Origin of the sequence: Tautonia rosea, from assembly GCF_012958305.1 — a bacterium.
In the GTDB taxonomy this organism is placed as follows: domain Bacteria; phylum Planctomycetota; class Planctomycetia; order Isosphaerales; family Isosphaeraceae; genus Tautonia; species Tautonia rosea.
The window spans coordinates 88,196-109,020 of record NZ_JABBYO010000020.1 but is presented as its reverse complement, the minus strand read 5'-3'; the positions used below and the strand labels follow the sequence as shown (position 1 = coordinate 109,020).

14 protein-coding genes are annotated in these 20,825 nt (G+C 63.9%); 4 read left to right on the top strand and 10 right to left on the bottom strand.

Features of this window, described 5'->3' with window-relative positions; translation table 11 throughout:
* Positions 1-378: 378 nt before the first annotated feature.
* From HG800_RS24590 to HG800_RS24575, 4 genes are all read left to right on the top strand, one after another.
* Positions 379-552: a hypothetical protein gene (locus HG800_RS24590; RefSeq protein ID WP_169980594.1), complete on the top strand. Its 174-nt coding sequence runs from the start codon at positions 379-381 to the stop codon at positions 550-552.
* A gap of 23 nt (positions 553-575) precedes the next feature.
* Complete coding sequence (locus HG800_RS24585; protein WP_169980592.1) at positions 576-1,124, top strand: tetratricopeptide repeat protein; 549 nt, start codon at positions 576-578, stop codon at positions 1,122-1,124.
* 483 nt (positions 1,125-1,607) lie between these two features.
* Positions 1,608-2,450, top strand: coding sequence for a hypothetical protein (locus HG800_RS24580; protein WP_169980590.1), 843 nt, complete (start codon positions 1,608-1,610; stop codon positions 2,448-2,450).
* A 171-nt stretch (positions 2,451-2,621) separates the two neighbouring features.
* Positions 2,622-3,044, top strand: a complete 423-nt coding sequence (locus HG800_RS24575; RefSeq protein WP_169980588.1) for a hypothetical protein — start codon at positions 2,622-2,624, stop codon at positions 3,042-3,044.
* A gap of 54 nt (positions 3,045-3,098) precedes the next feature.
* On the opposite strand, the gene HG800_RS24570 is transcribed toward HG800_RS24575, so the two are convergent.
* The 10 genes from HG800_RS24570 to HG800_RS24525 all read right to left on the bottom strand — a co-directional run bounded on the left by HG800_RS24570 (position 3,099) and on the right by HG800_RS24525 (position 20,782).
* The gene (locus HG800_RS24570) at positions 3,099-3,707 is read right to left on the bottom strand and encodes a Tll0287-like domain-containing protein (protein ID WP_169980586.1); all 609 of its coding nucleotides are present in this window, start codon (positions 3,705-3,707) and stop codon (positions 3,099-3,101) included.
* 55 nt (positions 3,708-3,762) lie between these two features.
* Positions 3,763-5,187: a DUF1501 domain-containing protein gene (locus HG800_RS24565; RefSeq protein ID WP_169980584.1), complete on the bottom strand. Its 1,425-nt coding sequence runs from the start codon at positions 5,185-5,187 to the stop codon at positions 3,763-3,765.
* A gap of 210 nt (positions 5,188-5,397) precedes the next feature.
* Positions 5,398-8,304, bottom strand: a complete 2,907-nt coding sequence (locus HG800_RS24560; protein WP_169980582.1) for a DUF1553 domain-containing protein — start codon at positions 8,302-8,304, stop codon at positions 5,398-5,400.
* Between the two features lie 522 nt (positions 8,305-8,826).
* Positions 8,827-13,104, bottom strand: a complete 4,278-nt coding sequence (locus tag HG800_RS24555) for a pre-peptidase C-terminal domain-containing protein (protein ID WP_169980580.1) — start codon at positions 13,102-13,104, stop codon at positions 8,827-8,829.
* A gap of 382 nt (positions 13,105-13,486) precedes the next feature.
* Positions 13,487-14,176 carry a hypothetical protein gene (locus tag HG800_RS24550; protein ID WP_169980578.1) on the bottom strand — a complete coding sequence of 230 codons (690 nt, stop codon included), beginning with the start codon at positions 14,174-14,176 and terminating at the stop codon, positions 13,487-13,489.
* Between the two features lie 101 nt (positions 14,177-14,277).
* The gene (gene plsY / locus HG800_RS24545; RefSeq protein ID WP_169980576.1) at positions 14,278-16,074 is read right to left on the bottom strand and encodes a glycerol-3-phosphate 1-O-acyltransferase PlsY; all 1,797 of its coding nucleotides are present in this window, start codon (positions 16,072-16,074) and stop codon (positions 14,278-14,280) included.
* Between the two features lie 8 nt (positions 16,075-16,082).
* Positions 16,083-16,829 carry a nucleotidyltransferase family protein gene (locus tag HG800_RS24540; protein WP_169980574.1) on the bottom strand — a complete coding sequence of 249 codons (747 nt, stop codon included), beginning with the start codon at positions 16,827-16,829 and terminating at the stop codon, positions 16,083-16,085.
* A gap of 44 nt (positions 16,830-16,873) precedes the next feature.
* On the bottom strand, positions 16,874-18,100 hold the full coding sequence (locus HG800_RS24535; protein WP_169980572.1) for a glycosyltransferase family 4 protein: 1,227 nt from the start codon (positions 18,098-18,100) through the stop codon (positions 16,874-16,876).
* A gap of 49 nt (positions 18,101-18,149) precedes the next feature.
* Positions 18,150-19,019: a lipopolysaccharide kinase InaA family protein gene (locus tag HG800_RS24530; RefSeq protein WP_169980570.1), complete on the bottom strand. Its 870-nt coding sequence runs from the start codon at positions 19,017-19,019 to the stop codon at positions 18,150-18,152.
* Positions 19,016-20,782 carry an ArnT family glycosyltransferase gene (locus HG800_RS24525; protein WP_169980568.1) on the bottom strand — a complete coding sequence of 589 codons (1,767 nt, stop codon included), beginning with the start codon at positions 20,780-20,782 and terminating at the stop codon, positions 19,016-19,018. The genes HG800_RS24530 and HG800_RS24525 overlap by 4 nt, the downstream gene beginning before the upstream one ends.
* Positions 20,783-20,825 lie beyond the last annotated feature (43 nt).

The following is a 20,825-nucleotide window of genomic DNA, read 5'->3' as shown; positions in this document are numbered from 1 at the left end:
GGAGATGGTTATTCCGTCGTCGGTGCGGGGTCCGGTGGAGTGGCTCATGGGAGTCGATTCGCCTCGATGGGGGGGTGGATCAGGTCGGCCTGGCGTGCGGAGCACTCATGCGGGCTCATACCGAAATCATCGGGGCGAAGGGGAGGCTTAAGCACAAAATCCGGAACGATTCGGGAACCAAAAGGGGAAATCCGGAATGGAGCCGACGAGGGGAGGAGCATTGGCGCCTGACCGGCGTTGCAGGGGAGGGGGGGAAGCGATTGCGGTGAGGCGGCCCGAGGCTGAGAGCGCCCGCCGCCTGGGAGGGTCGCGACAACCTCGTCGGGCAGTTGCATGCGATTCGGAGCGGGGACGACCTTGGAGGGCTCGGGAGCCTCGATGAGGCTCGATCAGGAGGCGGTCGCGCGTGGCCTGCAACGGGTTGCGGGGCTGACTCGGCCGCGTCGTCCCCGCGAGGGCTGGGAGGGGGATTTTGTGTTGCAGGGCGCGGGGATGATGCCGCACAATCAGGCGATGGACTTCCCTCGGGATCTCGATCCCACGCATCAGTAAGGTCCGTGAAGGAGACCGCGTCGATGAGGCGTCTGATGTCCCTGATGTGGGCTGCTTCCCTGATGGCCGCGACCTTTGCGGCCGGGCAGACGGTGACCGACTCGTCGGCGAATGACTGGATCAACCAACGTGTGATCACCCACTTCGGCACTGTGCTGAAGGTCAAGGGGGAGGTCGTCGATGACGAGAATCGCGAGCAGACTTCGCGAGGCGGAGAACGACGCGAAGTCCGTGTTGATCGGGTGAAGGCGGTCAACGGTCCCTGGCTCTGGCTGGTCCAGGAGGGGGGGAGTGCGAGCGGCTGGGTGAAGACCGATCAAGTCGTGCCGTACGACCAGGCGACCGACTACGTCACGTTCCGGATCCGGTCCAATCCTGGCGATTCCATCTTGTACCAGAGTCGGGAGATTCTCTGGAAGGAGAAGGGTGAGTACGACATCGCCATCAGCGACTACAACGAGGCGATCCGGCTCGACCCGGCCAATGAAGTGAGCTACAACAACCGTGGGAATGCCTGGTTTCACAAAGCTGAGTACGACCGGGCGATCGCCGACTATAGCGAGGCGATCTGACTCGACCGGAAGGACGCGAAGGCCTACAACAGCCGCGCCTGGTTGTGGGCGACCTGCCCGGATGAGGCCTACCGGGATGGGGCAAAGGCGGTGGAGTCGGCGACGAAGGCGTGTGAGCTGGGCGGGTGGAAGGATGCGGACCACCTCGACACGCTGGCGGCGGCGCTGGCGGACGCGGGGGAGTTTGCGGAGGCGGTGAGGCGGCAGGAGGAGGCGCTGGGGTTGCTGACGAAGGGGCTGTACCGCTCGGGTCGGCCGTGCCGGCAGCCAGTGCCGGGGTCGTCCCCGGAGACGACGACGCGTGGAGGGTCAGGGGCCGCGGAGTCGGCCGACGGCTTGTGAGGGGCTCCCGAGGCCAATGGCCAGGGTCATGAGCTGGGTGTCACTGGCCTGGCCAGTGACGATCGGACGGAGCGCACTGGCCAATCCAATGGCACCGGGAGAGAACGACCAAGGGACAGGACTTTACAAGAGGAGCGGACCGTGGCGAAGACTCGGAAGGAGGCTCCGAAGGGGGAGCCTGGGGCGGCGATCGAGATGGATGGGCCGTTGTTCCTGGTCCGTCGGCTGTATGAAGCCGGGTGGGACAGCATTTTCGAGAACAGCGCGGCCGCCGGGTCGTACAGGGGCCCGCTGCGGTGGGAGTGGGGAGGGCCGGTCAGGGCGTTCACAAGCCGGAGCCGGGCGGAGGCGCTTTGCAACACGCTGAGCGAGCGGCTGCTCAAGAAGAATCTTGGGGGCATGAACCCGTTCGAGCTTCGGGGCGACAGGCTGGCGGACCTGACGAGCCTTGAGCCTGACAGGTTGCGGGGCCTGCTGGTCGATGCCGGGATGACTCCCCCCGCGGCGGGGAAGGACCAGCTTCGCGACTGGGGCAAGTGGTGGTGGGCGGGCCAGTCCCAGCGGAGCGCCAAGCAACGCCAGGCGGTCCTGGCCGCCCTCGACCGGCTCCGTCTGTACGAGGTGGGCGAGCTCGACCCGCCGGCGAAACGTGGGGACGCGGCGGGGAGCGGGGCGGCGGCGGTGTTGAAGGGCCACGCGCGGGTGGAGGTCTTCACCGTCGAGCTGCTTCTGTGGAAGGATGATGATGATATGCTCCCCGGGTATGAGCAGGGCTGGCTGGATTCGCTCGATCCCTGCGTGTCGACCCTCGGCGGGCTTCGCCTCGCGACGTTTCGCGATCGCAGCCGGGCAGAGGCTACGCGGGAGGCATTGGAGCGGGAGTCTCTTGAGGACGCGAAGCGGCGAGGAACCCCCAAAGAGTATCTCGACATGTTCGTCGGCGGGTTCGGAGTGGAAACGGAACACATTGAGGTTGAGGTCTAGAGATGGAGGCGGACCGTCGTTCGGCCTCGGCTTGCAGGCAATTTCGGGGGCTGGGGCGGTCTCCGGGCACGGAAGAGAGAAGAGAAACGCGTCTTTGCGGGGGCTGGTGGTGGGAGTGATTCTGGCGTTGCTGATCGCGCGGAGGATCGGACAGGGCGACCAGGGGAGTCCATGAACGATTCAGCGTGTCTGATGGGAAATGTCATCAGCGGTGTTGCTGGAGCGATTGTTGTGACCTTCGGCCTTTGGCTGATTGGTTTGGCGGGGTTGATCCTCGTGGCCCCTGATCGCGCCGAAGCGTTTCTGATGGCCTTCGCTCGGTCTGCCCGTGTCCACGTGGCGGAGCAGGTGCTACGATTGATCGCCGGTGTGGGGATCATCATTTTCTCACCACTGATGATGTTCCCAGCGGTATTCCGGGTCTTTGGATGGCTGATGGTGCTCACAGCGGTGGGGTTGCTGCTCCTGCCGTGGAGATGGCATCGCCGGTTTGCCGAACGGGTGATCCCACCATTGATTCGGCATAGCAAGCTGTTTGCGGTTGGAGCCTTCGCGCTTGGGGCCTTGATCCTTTTTTCCGCGTTTCCGCGTTAAGTTGAATCGAAGTCAGACGGTCCTCCATCGGATAAATCGGGCGAACGGTCGAGCTTATTGGGGATCAGGAAGCGGGGAGCTGCGTTTGACGACGAAGGCGCCGCGCTTATCGCCGAGGGCGTAGCCGGTGGCGGTGTCGTCGGGGTAGAGTTCGGCGAGCAAGGGGGGGGCTTCGGGGTGCAGGATGTCGGGGGAGCCGTGGCAGTTGAGGCAAACGGCCTCTTGAATGAAGATGGCACGCATGAAGGTGAGTGAGCCGTCGAGTTCGCCGACGAACTCGGGGGACTGGTCGGTCAGGCGTTCGAGGACGGCACGCTCGGCGTCGGTGGGGGTGTTGGTGGCGGTGTTGCGAACTCGGGTGCCGATGCGGCGGATGGTCAGGCCGTTGGCGGAGGCGTCGGCGGCGAGGGCAGGGGCTTTGTCGGAGCAAACGGGGATGGCAAGGGCGGGGCCTCCCTCGGTCATGGCGGCGGAGAGTTCGGCTTTAAGGGATTCGGCGAAGGATTTCGTGAGGGCGCGGGCCTCTTGACGGAAGGTGTCGGAAGCGGGGTCGGCGGTTGTTGAGGTAGGGGTGTCGGAGGCGGGGTCGGAGGGTGGGGTGCCGCAACCGGACAGAAGAACGAAAAGGAAAAAGAAACCTGTGAATTTCAAAGAGGTGATCATCGCTGGTTCCATGAAACATGCCGTGAAGTTGACTGAAATTGAACGAAACGGAGGATCAGGCAAGGATGGGGTGGACGACGTGGCCGTGGACGTCGGTCAGGCGCATGTCTCGACCGCTGAAGCGGTAGGTGAGGCGGGTGTGGTCGATGCCGAGGAGGTGGAGAATGGTGGCGTGGAGGTCGTAGATTTCGACCTTGTTCTCGATGGCGTGGTAGCCGTAGTCGTCGGTTGCGCCGTGGATGGTGCCCCCCTTGATGCCGCCACCGGCAAGCCACATGGTGAAGCCAAAGGGGTTGTGGTCGCGGCCGTTGGTGCCCTGGGCCATTGGAGTGCGGCCGAACTCGCCTCCCCAGAGGACGAGGGTGGAGTCGAGCAGGCCACGGGCTTTGAGGTCGCGAAGCAAGGCAGCGATGGGTTGATCGACGGCTCGGGCGTTGTCTTCGTGGCCCTTTTTGAGGTTCGAGTGCTGGTCCCAGCGGTCGTGGCCGACGCCGGGGCAGGTCAGCTCGATGAAGCGAACTCCGCGCTCGACGAGGCGGCGGGCGAGGAGGCACTGGCGGGCGTAGGACTGGGTGGCAGGGTACGGAGCGTCGAAGCCGTAAAGGCGAAGGGTCGCGGGAGACTCTCCGGAGAGGTCGGTCAGCTCGGGGACGGCCGATTGCATGCGGAAGGCAAGCTCGGCGTTGGCGATGGCGGATTCGATCGCATCGTGTTCACCAATTTGAGTGAGCAGATCGCGATCCATTGCTCGGATGAGGTCGAGCTTGCGGCGCTGGGCGTCGAGGGAGTTGTCGGCAGGGGCGATGTTGGCAAGCGGCTGGTCGCCGGATTTGAGGATCGAAGCCTGGTAAGACGCGGAGAGAAAGCCGTTGCCGAAGCAGTCGAGTCCGCCGGGAGGAATGAGGCCGCCGTTGAGGACGACGAAGCCGGGAAGGTTTTGGCTCTCGGAGCCGAGTCCGTAGGTGATCCAGGAGCCGGCGCTGGGGCGTCCTTGCTGACCGTGGCAGGTATGAAGAAAATAATTGGCGTTCGTGTGTTCGGAGAAGTTGGAGACCATGGATCGGATGATTGCCAGATCGTCAACGCACAATCCGATGTGAGGAAAGAGGTCGCTGACGGGAATGCCGCTCTCTCCCCGGCGATGGAAGGCCCAAGGGGAGCCGAGGACGGCGCCGACGTCGTTGAACTGGGTGGGTTCGACGCGGGTCTGGATGGGTTGGCCGTGCTCTCGGGTGAGGCGGGGCTTGGGGTCGAAGGTGTCGACCTGAGAGGGACCGCCATCCATGTAGAGGAAGATGACGCTTTTGGCCCTGGGCGGGTGGTGCAGGGGGGAGGCCGGGCTTCCAAGGTCGGCAGTGGGGGCCAGCAAGGCGCCGAATGCTGAGTCGGTGAGCAGGGAGGTTAGGGCGAGTGCACCGAAGCCGTTGGCACCGCGGGAGAGCAAGGCTCGGCGTGAGAGAGGGGAGGTGAGGCGGCTCATCGAGTGGCTCCAGTCGGCAGTCGGCAAGACAAGAAGCGAGCAACGGTGGTCGTGGGCGGCGCGGAGTGTGATGCTGCTGGGAGCGAAGGGCCTGGAGGAAAGGGACGGGGTCTGTTGAGAACGCCGAGGACCCCTCACCCCAGCGCTTTCCCTTTAGACGGGGAGAGGAGGCCGGATTGGTTCTGTCGAGGGATCGGGTGGAGGCTCCGGTTAGTCGAGATAAAGGAATTCCTTGACGTTGAACAAGGCGTGGCAGAGGTCGTCCCAGGAGCTTGAGCGTTGAAAGGCGAGGGCTCGGGAGCGTTCGGTGTCGGTCGGGGTACGAGAGAAGGCGGCGAGGTAGAGGCGGTCGACGACGGCCTCTGGAGCGATTGTGGGATCGGCGGTGGCATGATCGGCCCAGTGGTGGGCCTGGTCGAGGACGAAGGGGTCGTTCATCAGGGCGAGGGCCTGAGCGGGGACATTGGACGAATCACGCCGGCCCCGGGTGGTGGCGGGGTTGGGGAAGTCGAAGGCAAGGAGGAAGGGTGAGAGGAAATTGCGACGGATGTTCAGATAAAGACTTCGGCGTCCGTTTCCATCCAGCGGGCCAGATTCGCGAGGGCGTCCGCGACCGTCCATGAAGGGGGTCAGGTGGGTGGGGACGCTGGGGCCGTAGAGGGTGGGGTCGAGGCGGCCGGAGAGGGCCAGCATGGTGTCTCGGAGGGATTCAGCATCGAGGCGGCGAAGGTTGGCGCGATGGAGCAAGCGGTTGTCGGGGTCGATGACGTCGGCCTCGGATCGAGGGCGGCTGGACATCTGATACGCGGAAGACGTCATGATCAGACGATGCATGTGCTTGATCGACCATCCGGAGCGGACGAACTCGGTCGCGAGCCAGTCGAGGAGCTCCGGGTGGGAGGGGGGAGAGCCCATGACGCCGAAGTCGTCGGGAGAGGCGACGAGGCCGCGGCCGAAGTGGTGGGCCCAGAGGCGATTGACCATGACGCGGGCGGGGAGCGGATTGGCAGGGTCGGCGATGCGATGGGCGAGGGTCAGGCGATCGGGAGCGTCGTCCCCCAGGACTTCGAGAAAGCCGCGCGGGACGATGGCGCCGAGATTCTTCGCACTGCCTCGAATGTGCACGGGCACGTCGATGCTAGTGCCGGCTGCGGCGGCAAGGGCGAGGGTTGGCTGGGGGAGGCTGGCGGCGATCTGTTGGTAGCGGTCGATGTGGGAGGAGGCCGCATCAGTCAGCGAGGCGTGAGGGATGCGGCTGCGGATTGGCCCCGACGAGACGGAGGAGGGTATTCCAGGGGGTTCGGGATGATTGGACGTGATGATGTGGCCGATGGCGAGGTGCCCGTCACCGGGGATCAAGGAGGTGATCGCGCCGGTGTAGTCGGATGAGGCGCCGTCGGCCAGTTCGAGGTAGGCGAGATGGCCGCGCCACATGGAGGCGTCGAGCGTGAGCCATCGCGGTTCGGTGCCGTGGTTCACGGTACGGGTCAGGCCGCCGTAGATGGGGCTTCGGATTTTCTCGAAGCCATCAATGACGAGGTTGACGCGTCCTGATTTTCCTGAAACAATCAAGTGAACATAGGGTTGATCAATTGGAAAGGTTTTCGACCGAAGGACGCCGACGAGGCCGGGGGCGATCGCGCCGCTATGGGCCCAGCCGGGAGCGAGGAGCAGAAGATTTCCGTCGGCATCGACCGCGACATCGCCCGACTGAGTGGGGCGGGAGCCGAAGGCGTGGCCGGAGGAAAACCAGGAGGAGAAGTTGGGGGAGGAAAAGTCCTCGAACAGCGAGTCGCCATCGCGAGGAGGGGGGGACGGAGCGCGGGTCGGGGCAGGCGGTTCGGCTTCGGCGGCGAGGGCGAGGCGGAGGGCGTCAAGCTCGGCGAGCGGAGTGTCGAACACCTCGGGGGGGTCGATCACGGCGTACTGATGGCGAGTGCTTTGCAGGTGACCGGCGAGAGCGTAGTAATCGCGGGTCGAGATGGCATCGAACTTGTGGTCGTGACAGCGGGCGCAGGCGACGGTCAGGCCGAGGAAGGCCTTGCCGAGCACGTCGATCTGGTTGTCGACTCGTGTGCGCATTTCCTCGGTGATATCGACGGGAGAGTGGGTTCCCTCGGGGAAAAAGAACGACATGGTGCCGAGGATGGACTCGTTGGTGCCGGTTTCGGGGTGGCGGCGAGGGTTGTCGAGAAGGTCGCCGGCCAGGTGTTCGACGATGATTTGATCGTATGGCACGTCGTCGTTGAAGGCGCGGATGACGTAATCGCGGTAGCGGTGGGCGGTGAGGATGTCGTAGTCGAATTCGTGGCCGGACGTTTCAGCATAGCGCACGAGGTCGAGCCAGTGCCTCGCCCAGCGTTCACCGTACTGGGGGGATTCGAGCAGGCGATCGACGAGGCGATCGAAGGCGTCAGGCTGGTCGTCGGCAAGGAACGTGAGGAGTTGCTCGGGGGTCGGGGGCAGGCCGGTCAGGGCAAAGGAAGCGCGACGGATTAGGGTATGGCGTTCGGCTTCGGGGGCCGGTTCGAGCCCTTCGGCTTCGAGACGAGCCAGGAGGAAGCGGTCGATCGGGTTGCGGGGCCAGGCGGAACGATCGACGGCGGGCAGGGGGGGATCGGTGATCGGCTGGAGGCTCCAGTGCGAGGCCCGGGCGGCGAGGTCGAAGGTCTCGGCTGGGCGGGAGGAGTCGTCGTTTTCGCCGGGAGTGGTTGTGTCGGGCCAGGCGGCTCCCTGGGCGATCCAGTCGGTCAATCGGGCGATCTCGGCATCGGGGAGCCTGGACGAGGGGGGCATTTGCACGAAGGAGTCGTAGCGAATGGCCTCGATCAGGAGGCTCGCGTCCGGATCGCCGGGCTCGATGGCGGGTCCGGAGTCGCCGCCGAGGTCGAAGACCGCAGTCTTCGAGTCGAGCCGAAGTCCCCCCTTGCGCTGGTCGGGACCGTGGCAGGAGACGCAACGCTCGATGAGAATGGGCCGAATGTGCGTTTCAAAAAAGGCGACCGAGCGGGGATCGTTCGGGTCGTTGGAATCTTGCGCGAGCAGGGAGGAGGAGAGCGTTGCCAGGCCGAACAGCACGGTGAGCAGGGGCCATCGGACAGAGCGAATCGGATGCATGAGATACTGTGCCTCCGGCGCAGGCGGACAGGCGGGCGGACAGCAAACTCGGCGATCGGCGGGATTGAGGATGCATCCCCCTCGGCTTCGTGATTCGGATCACTCCAGCATGACCGATACGAAGCCAGATGTCGAGTCGTCGGGTGGGCCTGGTGACTCAACACTTCTTGTCGCAACGTAATGAGAACAAGATTAAAATTATAACAGAACTAATGCGCATGAAAACATTTTGTCGTTTTCTTTGTTCTGCGATAGAGTGGAGAAACCGTTGCCGATATGGTCCCCTGATTGAAATCGTTGCGATTCAGGAAGGAAACCTTGTCAAGGAGGGACACCCGGAACTCTGGGATCTCTTGTCCCGGAGTCCTCGGAGGGAATTGGCACTGCCGGAAACGGGGGAAGCCGGCTCATGGGCTCGGAGCTGGTCCCTGTTTCCGGACATGCCGCTCGTGTGTGGGGCAGCCGCTCTCGTCGTTGGCCACCCTCGCCGACTGCTTGGCAGTTCGCACGAACAATTGCGTGTTATTTCAAGAATGCGGGTCGTTGTGTCTGAAGGAACGTGAGGGGCAGGGGGCGTCGTTGCAGGCGGAGCTGTCGAAGGTCGTCGATGGTGAAGTTGGGGTGTCGAATGAGATTGCGAGGGACGATCGGGTGGTCCTGGGAGAAACCCCAGATGAAGTGTCGCATGGCGTCGGTCGAAGGAGCGTTTCGGGTCTGATAGGGAGCCCCCACGAACCCGCGGATCACCCCCGTGTAATCGCTTCCAGGCTGGCCGTCGCCGTTGCCTGCGAGCCGGTTGTTCGCGAGATCGGTCAACCCCGAGTCGGTGGTGCCGTTGACGATGAGTAGGAGCTGCCGGTGGGGGGAGATGCGTCGTGTCGGGAACAGGGTGACCGTTCGTTCCGAGGGGTTGTACTCGGCGGATCGGAGGAGAATGGTCCGATCGTCCCTGGTCGCGAATCGGCCGTCTCGACCCGCATCAACCAGTCGATAATTGCCGAGATCCGTCGCGTGATCTGCAGCCATTTCCTGATCGAAGGAGAGGACAAAGGTCGTCTGGGATTGGGCGTAACCGAAACGTTGCAGCCCGGTAATCTGCGGGCCCATCGTCACGATCGGGCCAACCTGCAGCGAGATCGTGGTTACGTTGTTCGCCAGGTCCGGGTCGTTTTCGGCCACAGCGATCACCTCGGCCGTGTTGGTCAAGGTCTGAGCCGCCTGTACCTTGGCGGTGATCTGCAGTTGAAGGGTTTCGTTGGGCTGCATGTTTCCGACGATCCAGATTCCCGAGGAAGGGTCGAAGGAAGAGCCCGGAACTGTACTGGAGTTGACGAATTCCAGGCCGGCAGGGAGCAGGTTCCGGATCTGGATGTCCGTGGCGGTGCCCGGGCCCTTGTTGGTCAGACTCAGGGTGATGGTGATTGGGTCGCCGAGGTCCGGGTTGAGGTTGCTAACGACCTGGCTGAGCTCAAGATCGGCCGGTGGCGAGGTAATGGTGTTGACGCGCTTGAGCTCGATGAGACTGTTGTTCGACAGGTCGAAGTCGGGAGTGTCCGAGGTCACCGTCGTCGTTGACGGCAGCAACCCGGCGATGAAGGACTGGACGGTCACGTCAATGCTGACGCTCTCGCCCGGGGCCAGACTGGGGATGTTACCCACGAAGCCGCCGGGGATGTTCTGGATGAAACCCCCGGGGATTGACAGCGTCACCCGGACTCGGCTCAGCCCGGACGGAATCGTTTCGGTGAGCCTCACATTGGTCGCAGTGTCGGGGCCGTTGTTCGTGACCCGGAGGGAGTAGGTGTACTGGCTCCCAAGGTCAGCGGGAAGGGGGGAGTCCGTCCTCGTGACGACCAGATCGGCACCGCTGACGGCTTGCGGCGTGATCGAAAGGTCGTAATCCGTGTCTCCCTCGAACTGGTTCACACGGAGGACGTAAGTTCCCGGCGCCAGGCCTGTCAGCGTGATCGACTCATCGCTGTCCCCCGGATTTGTGGAGCGAGCCAGCACCGCTTCCGGACCGAAAGAAACATCGCCATTGGTTGCGTTGAAGAGCCAGAGATCCGCGTCGGCGGAGAGGCCGGTCAGGTCGATCCGTAAACCGGTTCTGGTGGAGACGGTGAACTTGTAGAGGTCGACCGGGTCGATCTCGCCGACGAAGCCGCTGAGACTGATCGGCGCTGACAAGGGTCCAAGGTCGAACGCGGTGGCGATTGAGTTACCGGCCTGGTCCACGGGTACCGACGACGGCGTCGCGGTGGCCTGCAGCATGTAGTCTGAGTTTCCGCTCATGCGGAGAACCTGCAATAGGTAGTTTCCGGCCGGAAGCCACCTTCGATGGATCGACTCGGCGGCGTTCGCCTCCTCGTCGGAGGAGGCGATGACCTCGTCGGGGCTGAGGATGCCGTCTCCATTGGTGTCCCGTCCAAGTGCCAGGGCCAGGTCTCCCTGGTCCAGGCCGTCGAGGGTCACGACCAGTTCGCTGACGGCCGTCAACTCGAACGTGTAGAGATCCTCTGGGTCCACTTCACCGACGAAGTCGGAACGGCTTACGGTACCGTTGAGCGGGCCGAGGTCGGCCGCGGTGGCGACGGTCTCGCCCGCGGTGTCGGACGGGACGGGAAGCGGGGCAAGGGAGAGTGTCAGGTTGAAGTCTGTGTCGCCGGCCTTCTGGAACACCCGGACGTAATACACGCCGCTGCCCAGTTCCGGTGCGTCGATCACCTCGGCCGCGGTCCCGGCGGTTTCGGAGCTGAACAGCACCCAACCCTCGCCGTCGTCGTTCGGGTCGACGATGAGTTCAAGGTCGGCGTCGTCGGAGAGACCATTGATCATCACGGACAGGTCGCGGAGTGTGTCGAAGGTCGCGCCATACTCTCCGACGTCTCCGATCTGGAAACGATAGAACCGTTCTGGTTCTCCGACGTCAAGCGTCCCGGAGACGGTTTGGGTTGCTTCCAGACGACCGAGGTCGATGGCGGTACTCAAGCTGGGTACGCTCAAGAGTTGAGAGGACGCAAGACCGGCGAAATTGCCGGATGCCAGGATGGAAAGGCTCTGAGTTGCCAACGGGATGTTCCCGGACACCAGGCCGGGAACGTCGATGTGGACGTGATTGGCGTGATTCACAGCGCCCGAAGCGTTGTAAATGATGGGACCAGTGGGCGTGAAGAACCGCGGGTCGTTGTAGAGGATCCGCGGTGCGCCCGCGTTGAGGAACGCTTGAAGCAGCCCCTCGATGACGTGTCGCTCCTGCCGGTAACTCAGCAGACCAGCGTTTTCTAAAGAACTGACAAGTGCTCCCGAAGATTGGCTCACGAGAAATGTTGATTGAAGACCATTATTGACGTGAGTTGGGTTGCCAAACTGACCACCCCCTTGCCACTGGCCGCTTGCGTTTTTGTAGATGAACCCACCTCCACCTGAGCTGCTCGCAAGCACGAGACCTTGCTGATCCTCGAAAAAGTATCGCCCCTGGCCATACCAGGGCAGGAGGTCGACGCCTCGACCACCGTCGTGCGATTTGCTGGGACTCCCCACGCCAGACTTTTGCGCCACGCCGTTGGAGATCAACGGGCGAGCAGGATTGCCCTGGGCGGCGACGATCATGTTTGCGGCGATGTCTGAGCCATAAAATCGCTGGGATTGGTTTTGCCCCGGTGGGAACGTAAGGCCTGGGATGCCTCGCAGATCGCGCCAAAAGGGGGCGTTGGCAGAGTTGATATGAGACTTGAAGTATTGCGTCCCGGAGGCCGGATTCTGCACGTTCCCCCGTCCCGTGATTTTCGGGTCGAGCACGATGCTGTAGAGCTTTTTCGCCCACTCCGTGTTGCCCCCGGAGTTGCCATCGACGATGAGAGGATTGCCGGCCGATCCTCCGGGGTAGCCCAGGTAGGCCAGCCGCTGTTGCTGGCGGAAGATGTCGAGCCTGGTTGTCCCCGCGCCATCGACAGCCGGGATTGTCTGTCTGAGCTCCGGGTCTGGGAACGACGTGGAAAAGCCAGCGGTCACGTTGAACACCACGGGGATTTCGATCTCACGCGAGGAGACCGAAGAATCGCTGGGGTCGGTGATCGTCCCTCGGATGTACAATTCGCTGGTACCGAGTCCGGCGTCGTTGGTGTGGGACTGACCGTAAGGCAGCGGAGTGCCGGAAACGGTCGGGACGAAGTAGAAGACTCCCCGCTTGAGTTCGTCCTGCCAGTTGTCGACCTGGGCGACCTTGCCCCTCGCATTCGTCGTGCTCACGAACTGGAAGGTGGTCGGATCGAGCCCGACGGAGTCGAGTGTCTGACCGGTGGTGGTGCGGAACAGCCAGTCGATGCTCACCTTGGTGACATCCCCAAGTTTGGCGTCCACCTTGAGCTCAACCGGCATGACCTGAACGGTAAAATCCCAGGCCGTTCCCTCCCGGGGGGCAGTGACCTTGATGCTAAGCTGGTCGTTCGAGCTGCGAGCGGCAACAACCGTCCTCCCGCTCGCGCCGCCACTCTGCAGGCCGACATTGCCAGCGATGCGCTGACTTCCGTGCAAGATCTGGAACTCGTCCGGGATCGAGTAGTTTTCCCAAGAGAACTCCACCAGGTTCAGTGAGCTGGGGAGAGTGAGCGTTTTTGAGGTTCCACCCACGCCGCCGCTTTCTGAGATGGTACTCAGCAAGGTTCGCTCTTCCAGGTGTTCCAGGCGGCAGAGGAGGCGATGGCGGTTTCGATCTCGGAGGGCCCTGGATTGCGGACCGTGAGACAGACGATTGCCACTGGACAGACTCCGTCCAACTGAACTGGCGACGCGCGTCCACATGGAATGTTCTCGGTGGTCGTTCGACTGATCACAGCAGATGGTGTTCGATTAAGGCGTCACAACCACGGTCTGTTCCATTTTTCGACGAGACGGCGCTCCTCGTGCGCAAGGAAAAGCGTCGTCGAGCCTGGAAAATCAGTGACAGACCGATGACCCGTTTTGCCTGAAGGGAATTACCATCAAGGTCAACAAAATCAATGTCAAGGATATTTTTGGAAAACCGATCAGCTTATTGAGCTTGGGAGTGTTCCGGAACTGGATGCGTTGATTTAATTCATCAAGTTTTGTGTTTTGTGTCAAAGGTGTGCCGTCGAAGGAACGATGTCGCCAGGTCCCATCCGATTGAAGAGCCGAGGAGTGGAGAGAACCGAGCCGATTGTCCTCAGGCGCGGATCAGGCCGATGAGCCCGCCGAGGACGACGAGGAGCGAAAGAACGACTCCCCAAAAGACCAGGGTCGAGCGCCAATCGGGGGCGTCGGAGCGGAATCCGGACGAGCGGGGAGGGTCGTCCCAGTCGAGGTCGTCGTCGTCCTCGTCGTCATCGGAGGGGACCGACCAGGTTTGCGAGAGGATGATGCGGGCGTCTTGAGCCAGGGAGCGAGGGACCTGAAGGCGGATGCCGCCGGAGACGAGGTGGTAGCCGTGGGTAGCCATGCGGTGGCCGTCGATCAGGGTGGGAATGGCCTCGGCATCGAGCCGGAGCCGAGCGGCCTCGGCCTGGAAGGGAAGGGGGAAGGAGCCAACCGTCACCCAATCAATCGTTTGCGAGTCAGCGAACGTCAGCAAGGGCTCGGGAGGTTCGGGAGCGAGCGGGAGGTCGTGCTTCGGGCAAAGGGACTCGGCGGGAAGCGGCCAGTAGGATTCGCAGACGGTGCAATAGCCCTGGATCAGGAGGCGGTCGCCGCACTCGGGGCAGAGGTCGGAATGGTTTGCCCGTTTCGGCTTCGCACATCCGGGGCAGAACCGGGGAGGGGGTCGGCGGGTTCGACCCCGGAGCGCATCGCCTCCGGGGTCGTCGAGCGTCCCGGGCCAGTCGTCCCGCATGGGTGATCCTCTCAGGTCGCGGGGCATTGGACGTGATCCCCGCATGCGAACTCCCTGCGTCTTGTCTCCCTTCCAGTGTAGTCGGAGAGGACCGCGATGGGTACCGGCGACAGGGAGTTCGGGTCACCTCAGCGGGCGGAAGGCTCGGAATCGAGGGTCGCCGACGAGGCGAGCGCCGCGGTCTCAAGCTCGCGGAAGGCGACGAGGCGGACGCCTCCGGAACGGTCGGAGATGGCCAGCAAGCCTCGATCGGGACTGTAGGCCAGGCCGATCGGGATAATCGTGCCGAAGTTCAGCGGGCCTCGCAGCGGCAGCTGACCGACCGCTCGGCGGTTGCGACCGTGGACCAGCTCCAGGGCCGAGCCAAAGGGCAAGGTGGTCACGAGCAGCGGGCCTTCGGTGCCGGGAGGCTCGGGAATGAGCAACGAGTCTCGGTTCGAGTCCACGGGCATGAGAATTTCATCGCCGTCGAGGGGGGTTGCCGAGAGGTAAGGAACTTCTCGGGCGGCCAGCGGAACGCGACCGGTCACGACGGGGGCGGACGGGTCGGAGAGATCGACGCAGGCGATGGTTTGCGACCGGGCCAGGACAACGGCAGCAAACCGGCCGGTGTCCGAAAGAATGATCCGTTCGGGGTCGTCGTCGGATTCAAGGAATTCGAGTTGAGCAACAATCTCATGGTCTTCGGTGGAATCGCCGACCGAAACGACCACGAGGGCCGGCGCGGGCTTGCTCTCGTCTCCGCCTTCGGATCGACCGGAGGTGATGACATACGCAAGGCGGCCGTCGGGACTGAAGGCGAAGTCGTCCGGGTCCCAGCCGACTCGGAATTTCGAGCCGAGCGGCTCGCCATCGTGCGAGAAGGCTTCCCAGTATCCGGCCTCCAGATGGCGGTCGTCGGCCGTGGGACGTTGGAGCACGAACAGGCGATCCCCCTGTTCCTGAACGGCCACAGGGCGGCCGTGAAGGAGGAGGTCATGAGACATGGAAACGTGGTCATCCTCGTCGACCTGGAACAGGACGAGGCGATTGTAGCGGGGGCAGGCGACCACGAGCAGGCGGCCCTCATCGGCAAACGTAAGCGCACCGGCGCGTTGATGACCGGTGCGGAAGCGGGCGACCTCGGTCAGTTCGGCCGAGCCGAGGCGAAGCGTCGGGGCACGGCGGTCGGCGTCGAGCAGGGTCGAGGCCCCCAGCGTGGCCCCGCCAAGCAGGACGACGATGGCCAGAACGATCGGCCAGGCGCGGCCGTCGCGACGGGTCGGGTCGGTTTCCGTGCCCTTCGATTTCCCCTTGCCGAAGCTGACCTTCGACTCGGTGCCGGCGCGGATGCGAGCGAGATTCGATCGATGGCGGTAGATCAACATGAGATAAAGCACCACGATCAGGAGTGCGAGAGGAACGTCGGAGGTCGAGATCGGCGTCGTGACCGACGCAAAGTGGACGATCACAAAAACCGTTCCACCGAGGATCGACGACATCGACACGTATCGAGTGATGACCAGGACGATCACGAAGGCGACCGCCGCGGCAAGGGCGGCCGTAGGGTCAAGGGCGATGACCGCGCCGAGACTGGTGGCGACCCCTTTGCCCCCTCGAAGGCGGAGGAAGGCGGAGAAGTTATGGCCGAGGATCGCAGCCAGGGCCACGGGAACCGCCAGCACGGGAACCGCCTGGCCGGTGATCGCCTCGACGAGCAAGGGGAAGCCGAGCGTCGGCCCGAGCCCTTTGAGCAGGTCGAGTGTCATGACCAGGACAAAATAGCGGAATCCAAGAATGCGACCGACGTTGGTAGCCCCAACATTCCCTGAGCCGACCGTGCGAATGTCGATCCCCTTCACCCCCTTCGCCACGAGGTAGCCGAAAGGGATCGAGCCGATGAGGTAGGCCAGAACGACGGCAAGGGACGAGAGGGCAAGGGTCATCGTCGGGGTCATCCGATTTTGAGCCGGGGTCGGTCGGGAAGGCCGAGGAACTCGGTGCGGCGGGCCTCGAACATCTCATTGGCGGCGGCGTAGTCGTCGTGCCGGCCGATGTCGAGCCAGGTGCAGTCCTGGCGAAAGCAGTGGACAGGGTGGCCGGCGGCACGCATCTGTTCCAGTAGGTCGGGCATCGTCAGTTCGCGGCCGGGGGCGAGGAAATCCCAGGCCACGGGGTCGAGCATATAAAGACCCATGCTCACCTGAAATGAGAATTCAGGTTTCTCGCGGTATCCGGCCAGTACGTGCGGATCGTTGGCAAATTCGAGGACGCCGAAATCAATACGCACCGTGCGAGGGAAGGAGGCGATTGTCGCCTTGGCCCCCTGAGCGCGGTGGAAGCTGGCCATTGCCGAAAAGTCGAGGGTGGTGAGGATGTCGCCGTTGAGGACGAGGACGGGCTCCTTCGGCCGATCGACCATCACCAGGCCGCCCGCAGTGCCGAGGGGAGTGACTTCGCGCTGATAGTCGATGGAGGTGCCGAATCGGCGACCGTTGCCGCAGAAGGCTTCGATCAGCTCCGTGAGATATCCGGTGATGATGGTGACATCATGGAAGCCGTGCCGCGCGAGCTGACGGAGGACGACCTCCAGGATCGGCATGGGCTCGGCTTCTCCCAGCGGCATGAGCGGCTTCGGGAAGACATGCGTGAACGGCCGGAGCCGGGTCCCCTTTCCACCTGCCAGAACGATTGCCTGCATCCTTGGGAATCCTCCGTCAAGGGAACGGCCGGGCCTGGGTGATCTCAGGCGGCGGCGGTGGGTCGGAGACGGGTCGGCCGTTGCGTTGCGCGAGCGGTGGAGCGCTCGGCGGCCACGTCTTCAAAGAGCGCGATCAAGCGATTGAGATGAACATCAAATGATTGGGCCTGGCCCAGCCGGGTCGCCTCCCGCGCCATGGTTCGACGGTGATCGTCGTCGCAGAGGGCATCAAGGCTGTCGGCGAGGGTGGGTAAGTCGTCGGCTCGGGGGATGACGAACCCCTCGACGCCCGGGGTGATGACCTCTCCTGCGCCGTTGGTGGCGGTGGTGATGACCGGCAGGCCGCAGGCGAGGGCCTCGAAGACAACGAGGGAGCAGGGATCGTAATAACTGGGCAGGACGAAGGCATCTGAGCCGTGAAAGGCCTCTCGGATGTCGCGTTCGAAGCCGATGAGGTGGACCGTGTGTTGCAAGCCCATCGATGCGACTTTGCGACGGTACGGGGCGAGCTTGCCACCGCCGCAGACGGCCAGGTGAACGGGGCGGGCGCTGGGTTGGCGATCGAGCCGAAGCCGAAGGGCGTCGAGCAAGGGATCGAGCCCCTTGAGGCGGAAGTTGTGTGCCACAAAAAGGGCGATGAGGGCATCGTCGGCCAGACCGAGCCGAGACCGGAATGCCGTGCGAGCCGCCTGGGGGTTGTCCACCTGGAGCCGGGAGGCATCGATCGCGTTGGGAATGACACGGATGCGATCGGCCGGAACGTGGTATTGCCGCTCAAGATGCCCTTGGACGAAACGGCTGACGGCAACCACCCGAGCCGAGCGTTGGGGGTCGTACTGGCGGCGCTCGATGGATCGGTAGAGCCAGTCCTTCGGGTTTGCTCGCTTGCTGAGGCGGTAAAGGATGCGTCTCCAGCCTTCGGGGAAGCGTCTGGCGTTGTGGTCGAGGCTGGCAGGATGGATGCCCCCCTGAGGAATAATCACGTCGTGATGCCAGGTGTTGATGAATCCGACCGAGCAATCGAACGTTGCCTGTTGGAGCGCGGTTTCGGAGTTGCGGGCGAAGCGGAGCATGCGAGCCCAACGGGTCGGACCATGGGCGGCAACGGGAACGATCCGGACCTCGGGAGGCACGGCTCCGTCGGCACAGGAAGCGGTGTAAAGGTCAACGCGGTGGCCGCGCTCGACGAGGCGTCGGCAGAGATCGGCAACGTAGGTCTCGGCGCCTCCCTTTGACGGATCGACGCGCTGAAAGGTGATCGCAAGATGCATCGAGGGCCTCCCGAGGCGGTGGTCCGAATCGGTCGCACGTTCTGAGGGGTTAGCCACCGCGAACCTTCTTGAGATTGTGCGCGTGATAGCGATCGGCCCGAGCCTGGATAACGCGAGCGTCGAGTTCGGGCCAACGCAGATTCATCCTTTGGCGATAGCGGAGCCAGAAGCGAAGCCGGTCGCGGTCGTCGATCCCCTCAACGTCGAAGGTGGAAAAGAGCAGTTGCGCCAGATCTTTCCAACGCCACCAGAAGCTCGATAAGGAGTGAGAGGCAAGGCGGTGGAGGTCGATGAGGTAGAGGGGGGAATCGCTTCGCTCAATGTCAACGTAATAATGGCAAAGATACAGATCTTTGTGGAACGTGCGGGCCTGGTGAAGACGCGCGGTCAGTTCGGCCATGCCGCTGATGAGCCGTCGTTTCCAGGTGGCGAAGGCCGAGGGATCAAGGCGATCCTTCAGGACGGGGATGGCTTCGTGAAGGGGAAGGAAGCCGGTCAGTTCCTCAACCATCAAGTAACTTTGCACGCGTCCCCAGGGCCCAATCGATTCGCCCGCGGCGACGGGATTGGGAACGAGGAGGCCCAGTTCTCGCCCTCGGTGCAGGTGGCGCCACTCGGCCCCGGCGGGAGAGTGGCGGCCGTTGGGATGCATGAGAGCGGCGATTCGGGTCGGCCAGGGAAGCTGGTAATGCCGCTTCAGGTAGACGGTGAGTGGGCCGCTGGGGGCATCGAACCGGACGCGACAGGTCGAGCGGCCTTGCTTGGCGTGGAGCCGGTCGTCGGACTGGATCTGCATCACGATCGCGTCGAGGTCGGGCGGCAAGCGGTCGCCGTGGCTCGGCGATCGCCAGGCCCAGCGGGTGCCTCGCGTCAGGCGATGAAGCAGGGAGTCGGAGGGAGTGGCTTGCGGTGGACTCATCGAAGGATTCCCTCCCACGACTCGGGCCGAGCGTAGCGGTAAACTCGAACGCCGATGGTGTCGTCCCCTTGCCGTTCGGGGAAGGCGGCGACCGGTTCGGCGGCATAGTCGAGCAGGGCGGCGAGCGTCTCGGCGCGGCGGCTTCTGGCGGTGAGCTCGTCCTCAGAAATGACGACATACGCAAGCTTTTCGTCGGTCAACGCCTGGCGAATGTGCCATGGGCCGTACGATCGCAGATTGGAAACAAAGGCGGCCCAGCCTCGGGTATCGAGCACGGCGTCGCCCGGTCCGGCTCGCTGGGCGAGCCACTGTCCGGCCTGCTGATAGCCCCATCGGCTCGCGTGCCCGGGCTTGAGCTGAAGGGCCGCAACACCCACGAGGAGCATGACAAGGGCCAGTCTTGCCAAGCGTTGCCGACGTGCGGGAACGAGTGCGCGACGATCGGCCCATCGTCGGGCCAGATCGAGCAGCCCAACGGCCGACCACGGGACAATGGCCACCACGAGCAGAGCGCAGTGGCGATCGGACAGGTACCCGGTGGTCATCGTGTGTCGGATCAGGATGGCCAGGAAGCCGAATGCGAGCAAACCAAGTGATTGGCGGGCCGGACGCGATCGGCGGGGGCCGCGATGGTGCCAGGCTCCCCAGCAGGCCAGGGGAACGAGGAGCCAGGCGGTTGCCTCGGTGGCGCGACGGGCCACGAGGACCGAGGCGGGGATGAGGGAGAGTCGGCCGGGGGCGTTCGATTCTTCCTTCGGGGCGAAGTCCCAGCGTGGGTCGTCAAGTCCCGGAGGGACCCAGAGTGGCACTGTGCGCGAAACACCGGTGCCGTTTCCCAAACCCGTGGCGAAGCGGAGCGAGAGCTTCTCGGAGACGGTTCCCTTGATGGAGGCATACGCACCGAGCAGGACCAGAAACGGCAGCAGGAATCCGGTGATTGCGAGCAGCGTTCGCGGAAGACTTCGACTCCGTTCCGCAAGCACGCCGGAAACGGAGGACCCCCTCACCCGGCGTTCGGCCACCCGCTCCCTCGCGAGCGATGGCGAGGGTTGACGAATGGCCGCCGCAGTCTCTCCGAGAGCGGGGAGAGGGCCGGGGTGAACGGAGTGTTTCGGAGCCAGAAGGGGTAAGTGGCGGTCGAACGCGGTGCGCAAAAGGGTTCGGAAGGGAGCAATCCAGGACAGGGCGCCGGCCGCGAGGAGAGCGAGGAGGACTGCGGCGACCTCGGGGCGGGCGAGGTAGCCGAGGCCAGCGCAGAGGCCGCTCGCGATCGCTGCTCGGGAATCTCCGGTGGTCAGTGCTTGTGTTCCAAAGGCGAGGGCACCGACGGCAAACGCCAGCGCGGTCGCATCGCTGAGCGTTTCGTGGCCGAGTTCGGCAAACAGCGGGAGGATCGGGAACAGCACGGTGGCGAGCACGGCCGATTGCCGTCCGACGCAACGACGGGCCAGGAAAAAGAAGGGGGGGATGGCGGCAAGCATCGCCAGCATCGAGACCCCTTGCGCAGCGATCCGCCACGAGTCGGGGGTGTCGGCGATCCTCGGGGCGATGAACGGATGCAAGGCGGCGATCAGGGCGGGATAGAGCGGGTGCTGGTCGGCGTTGCGGACGACGTCGGCCCAGGGCTGCTCGCCGAACTCGCGGGCGATCCGGATGAATTTCAGGCCATCCTGCGAGGGGAGGGGGGTGCGGATCATCCCCACGACGTGCAGGCAGGCGGTGAGCACGAGTATGGCGATCAGCGGTCGATGGCGGGGGATCACCGCGTCGCCCTCCTTGGACAACATCGGATCAAGAGCGCGGTCC

Excerpts from the sequence above, each read along its gene's own strand:
- HG800_RS24585 (WP_169980592.1), top strand. The coding sequence starts at position 576 with ATGAGGCGTCTGATGTCCCTGATGTGGGCTGCTTCCCTGATGGCCGCG.
- HG800_RS24555 (WP_169980580.1), bottom strand. The coding sequence starts at position 13,104 with ATGTGGACGCGCGTCGCCAGTTCAGTTGGACGGAGTCTGTCCAGTGGC.
- HG800_RS24575 (WP_169980588.1), top strand. The coding sequence starts at position 2,622 with ATGAACGATTCAGCGTGTCTGATGGGAAATGTCATCAGCGGTGTTGCT.
- HG800_RS24560 (WP_169980582.1), bottom strand. The coding sequence starts at position 8,304 with ATGCATCCGATTCGCTCTGTCCGATGGCCCCTGCTCACCGTGCTGTTC.
- plsY (WP_169980576.1), bottom strand. The coding sequence starts at position 16,074 with ATGACCCTTGCCCTCTCGTCCCTTGCCGTCGTTCTGGCCTACCTCATC.
- HG800_RS24535 (WP_169980572.1), bottom strand. The coding sequence starts at position 18,100 with ATGCATCTTGCGATCACCTTTCAGCGCGTCGATCCGTCAAAGGGAGGC.
- HG800_RS24540 (WP_169980574.1), bottom strand. The coding sequence starts at position 16,829 with ATGCAGGCAATCGTTCTGGCAGGTGGAAAGGGGACCCGGCTCCGGCCG.
- HG800_RS24550 (WP_169980578.1), bottom strand. The coding sequence starts at position 14,176 with ATGCCCCGCGACCTGAGAGGATCACCCATGCGGGACGACTGGCCCGGG.
- HG800_RS24530 (WP_169980570.1), bottom strand. The coding sequence starts at position 19,019 with ATGAGTCCACCGCAAGCCACTCCCTCCGACTCCCTGCTTCATCGCCTG.
- HG800_RS24565 (WP_169980584.1), bottom strand. The coding sequence starts at position 5,187 with ATGAGCCGCCTCACCTCCCCTCTCTCACGCCGAGCCTTGCTCTCCCGC.
- HG800_RS24590 (WP_169980594.1), top strand. The coding sequence starts at position 379 with ATGAGGCTCGATCAGGAGGCGGTCGCGCGTGGCCTGCAACGGGTTGCG.
- HG800_RS24570 (WP_169980586.1), bottom strand. The coding sequence starts at position 3,707 with ATGATCACCTCTTTGAAATTCACAGGTTTCTTTTTCCTTTTCGTTCTT.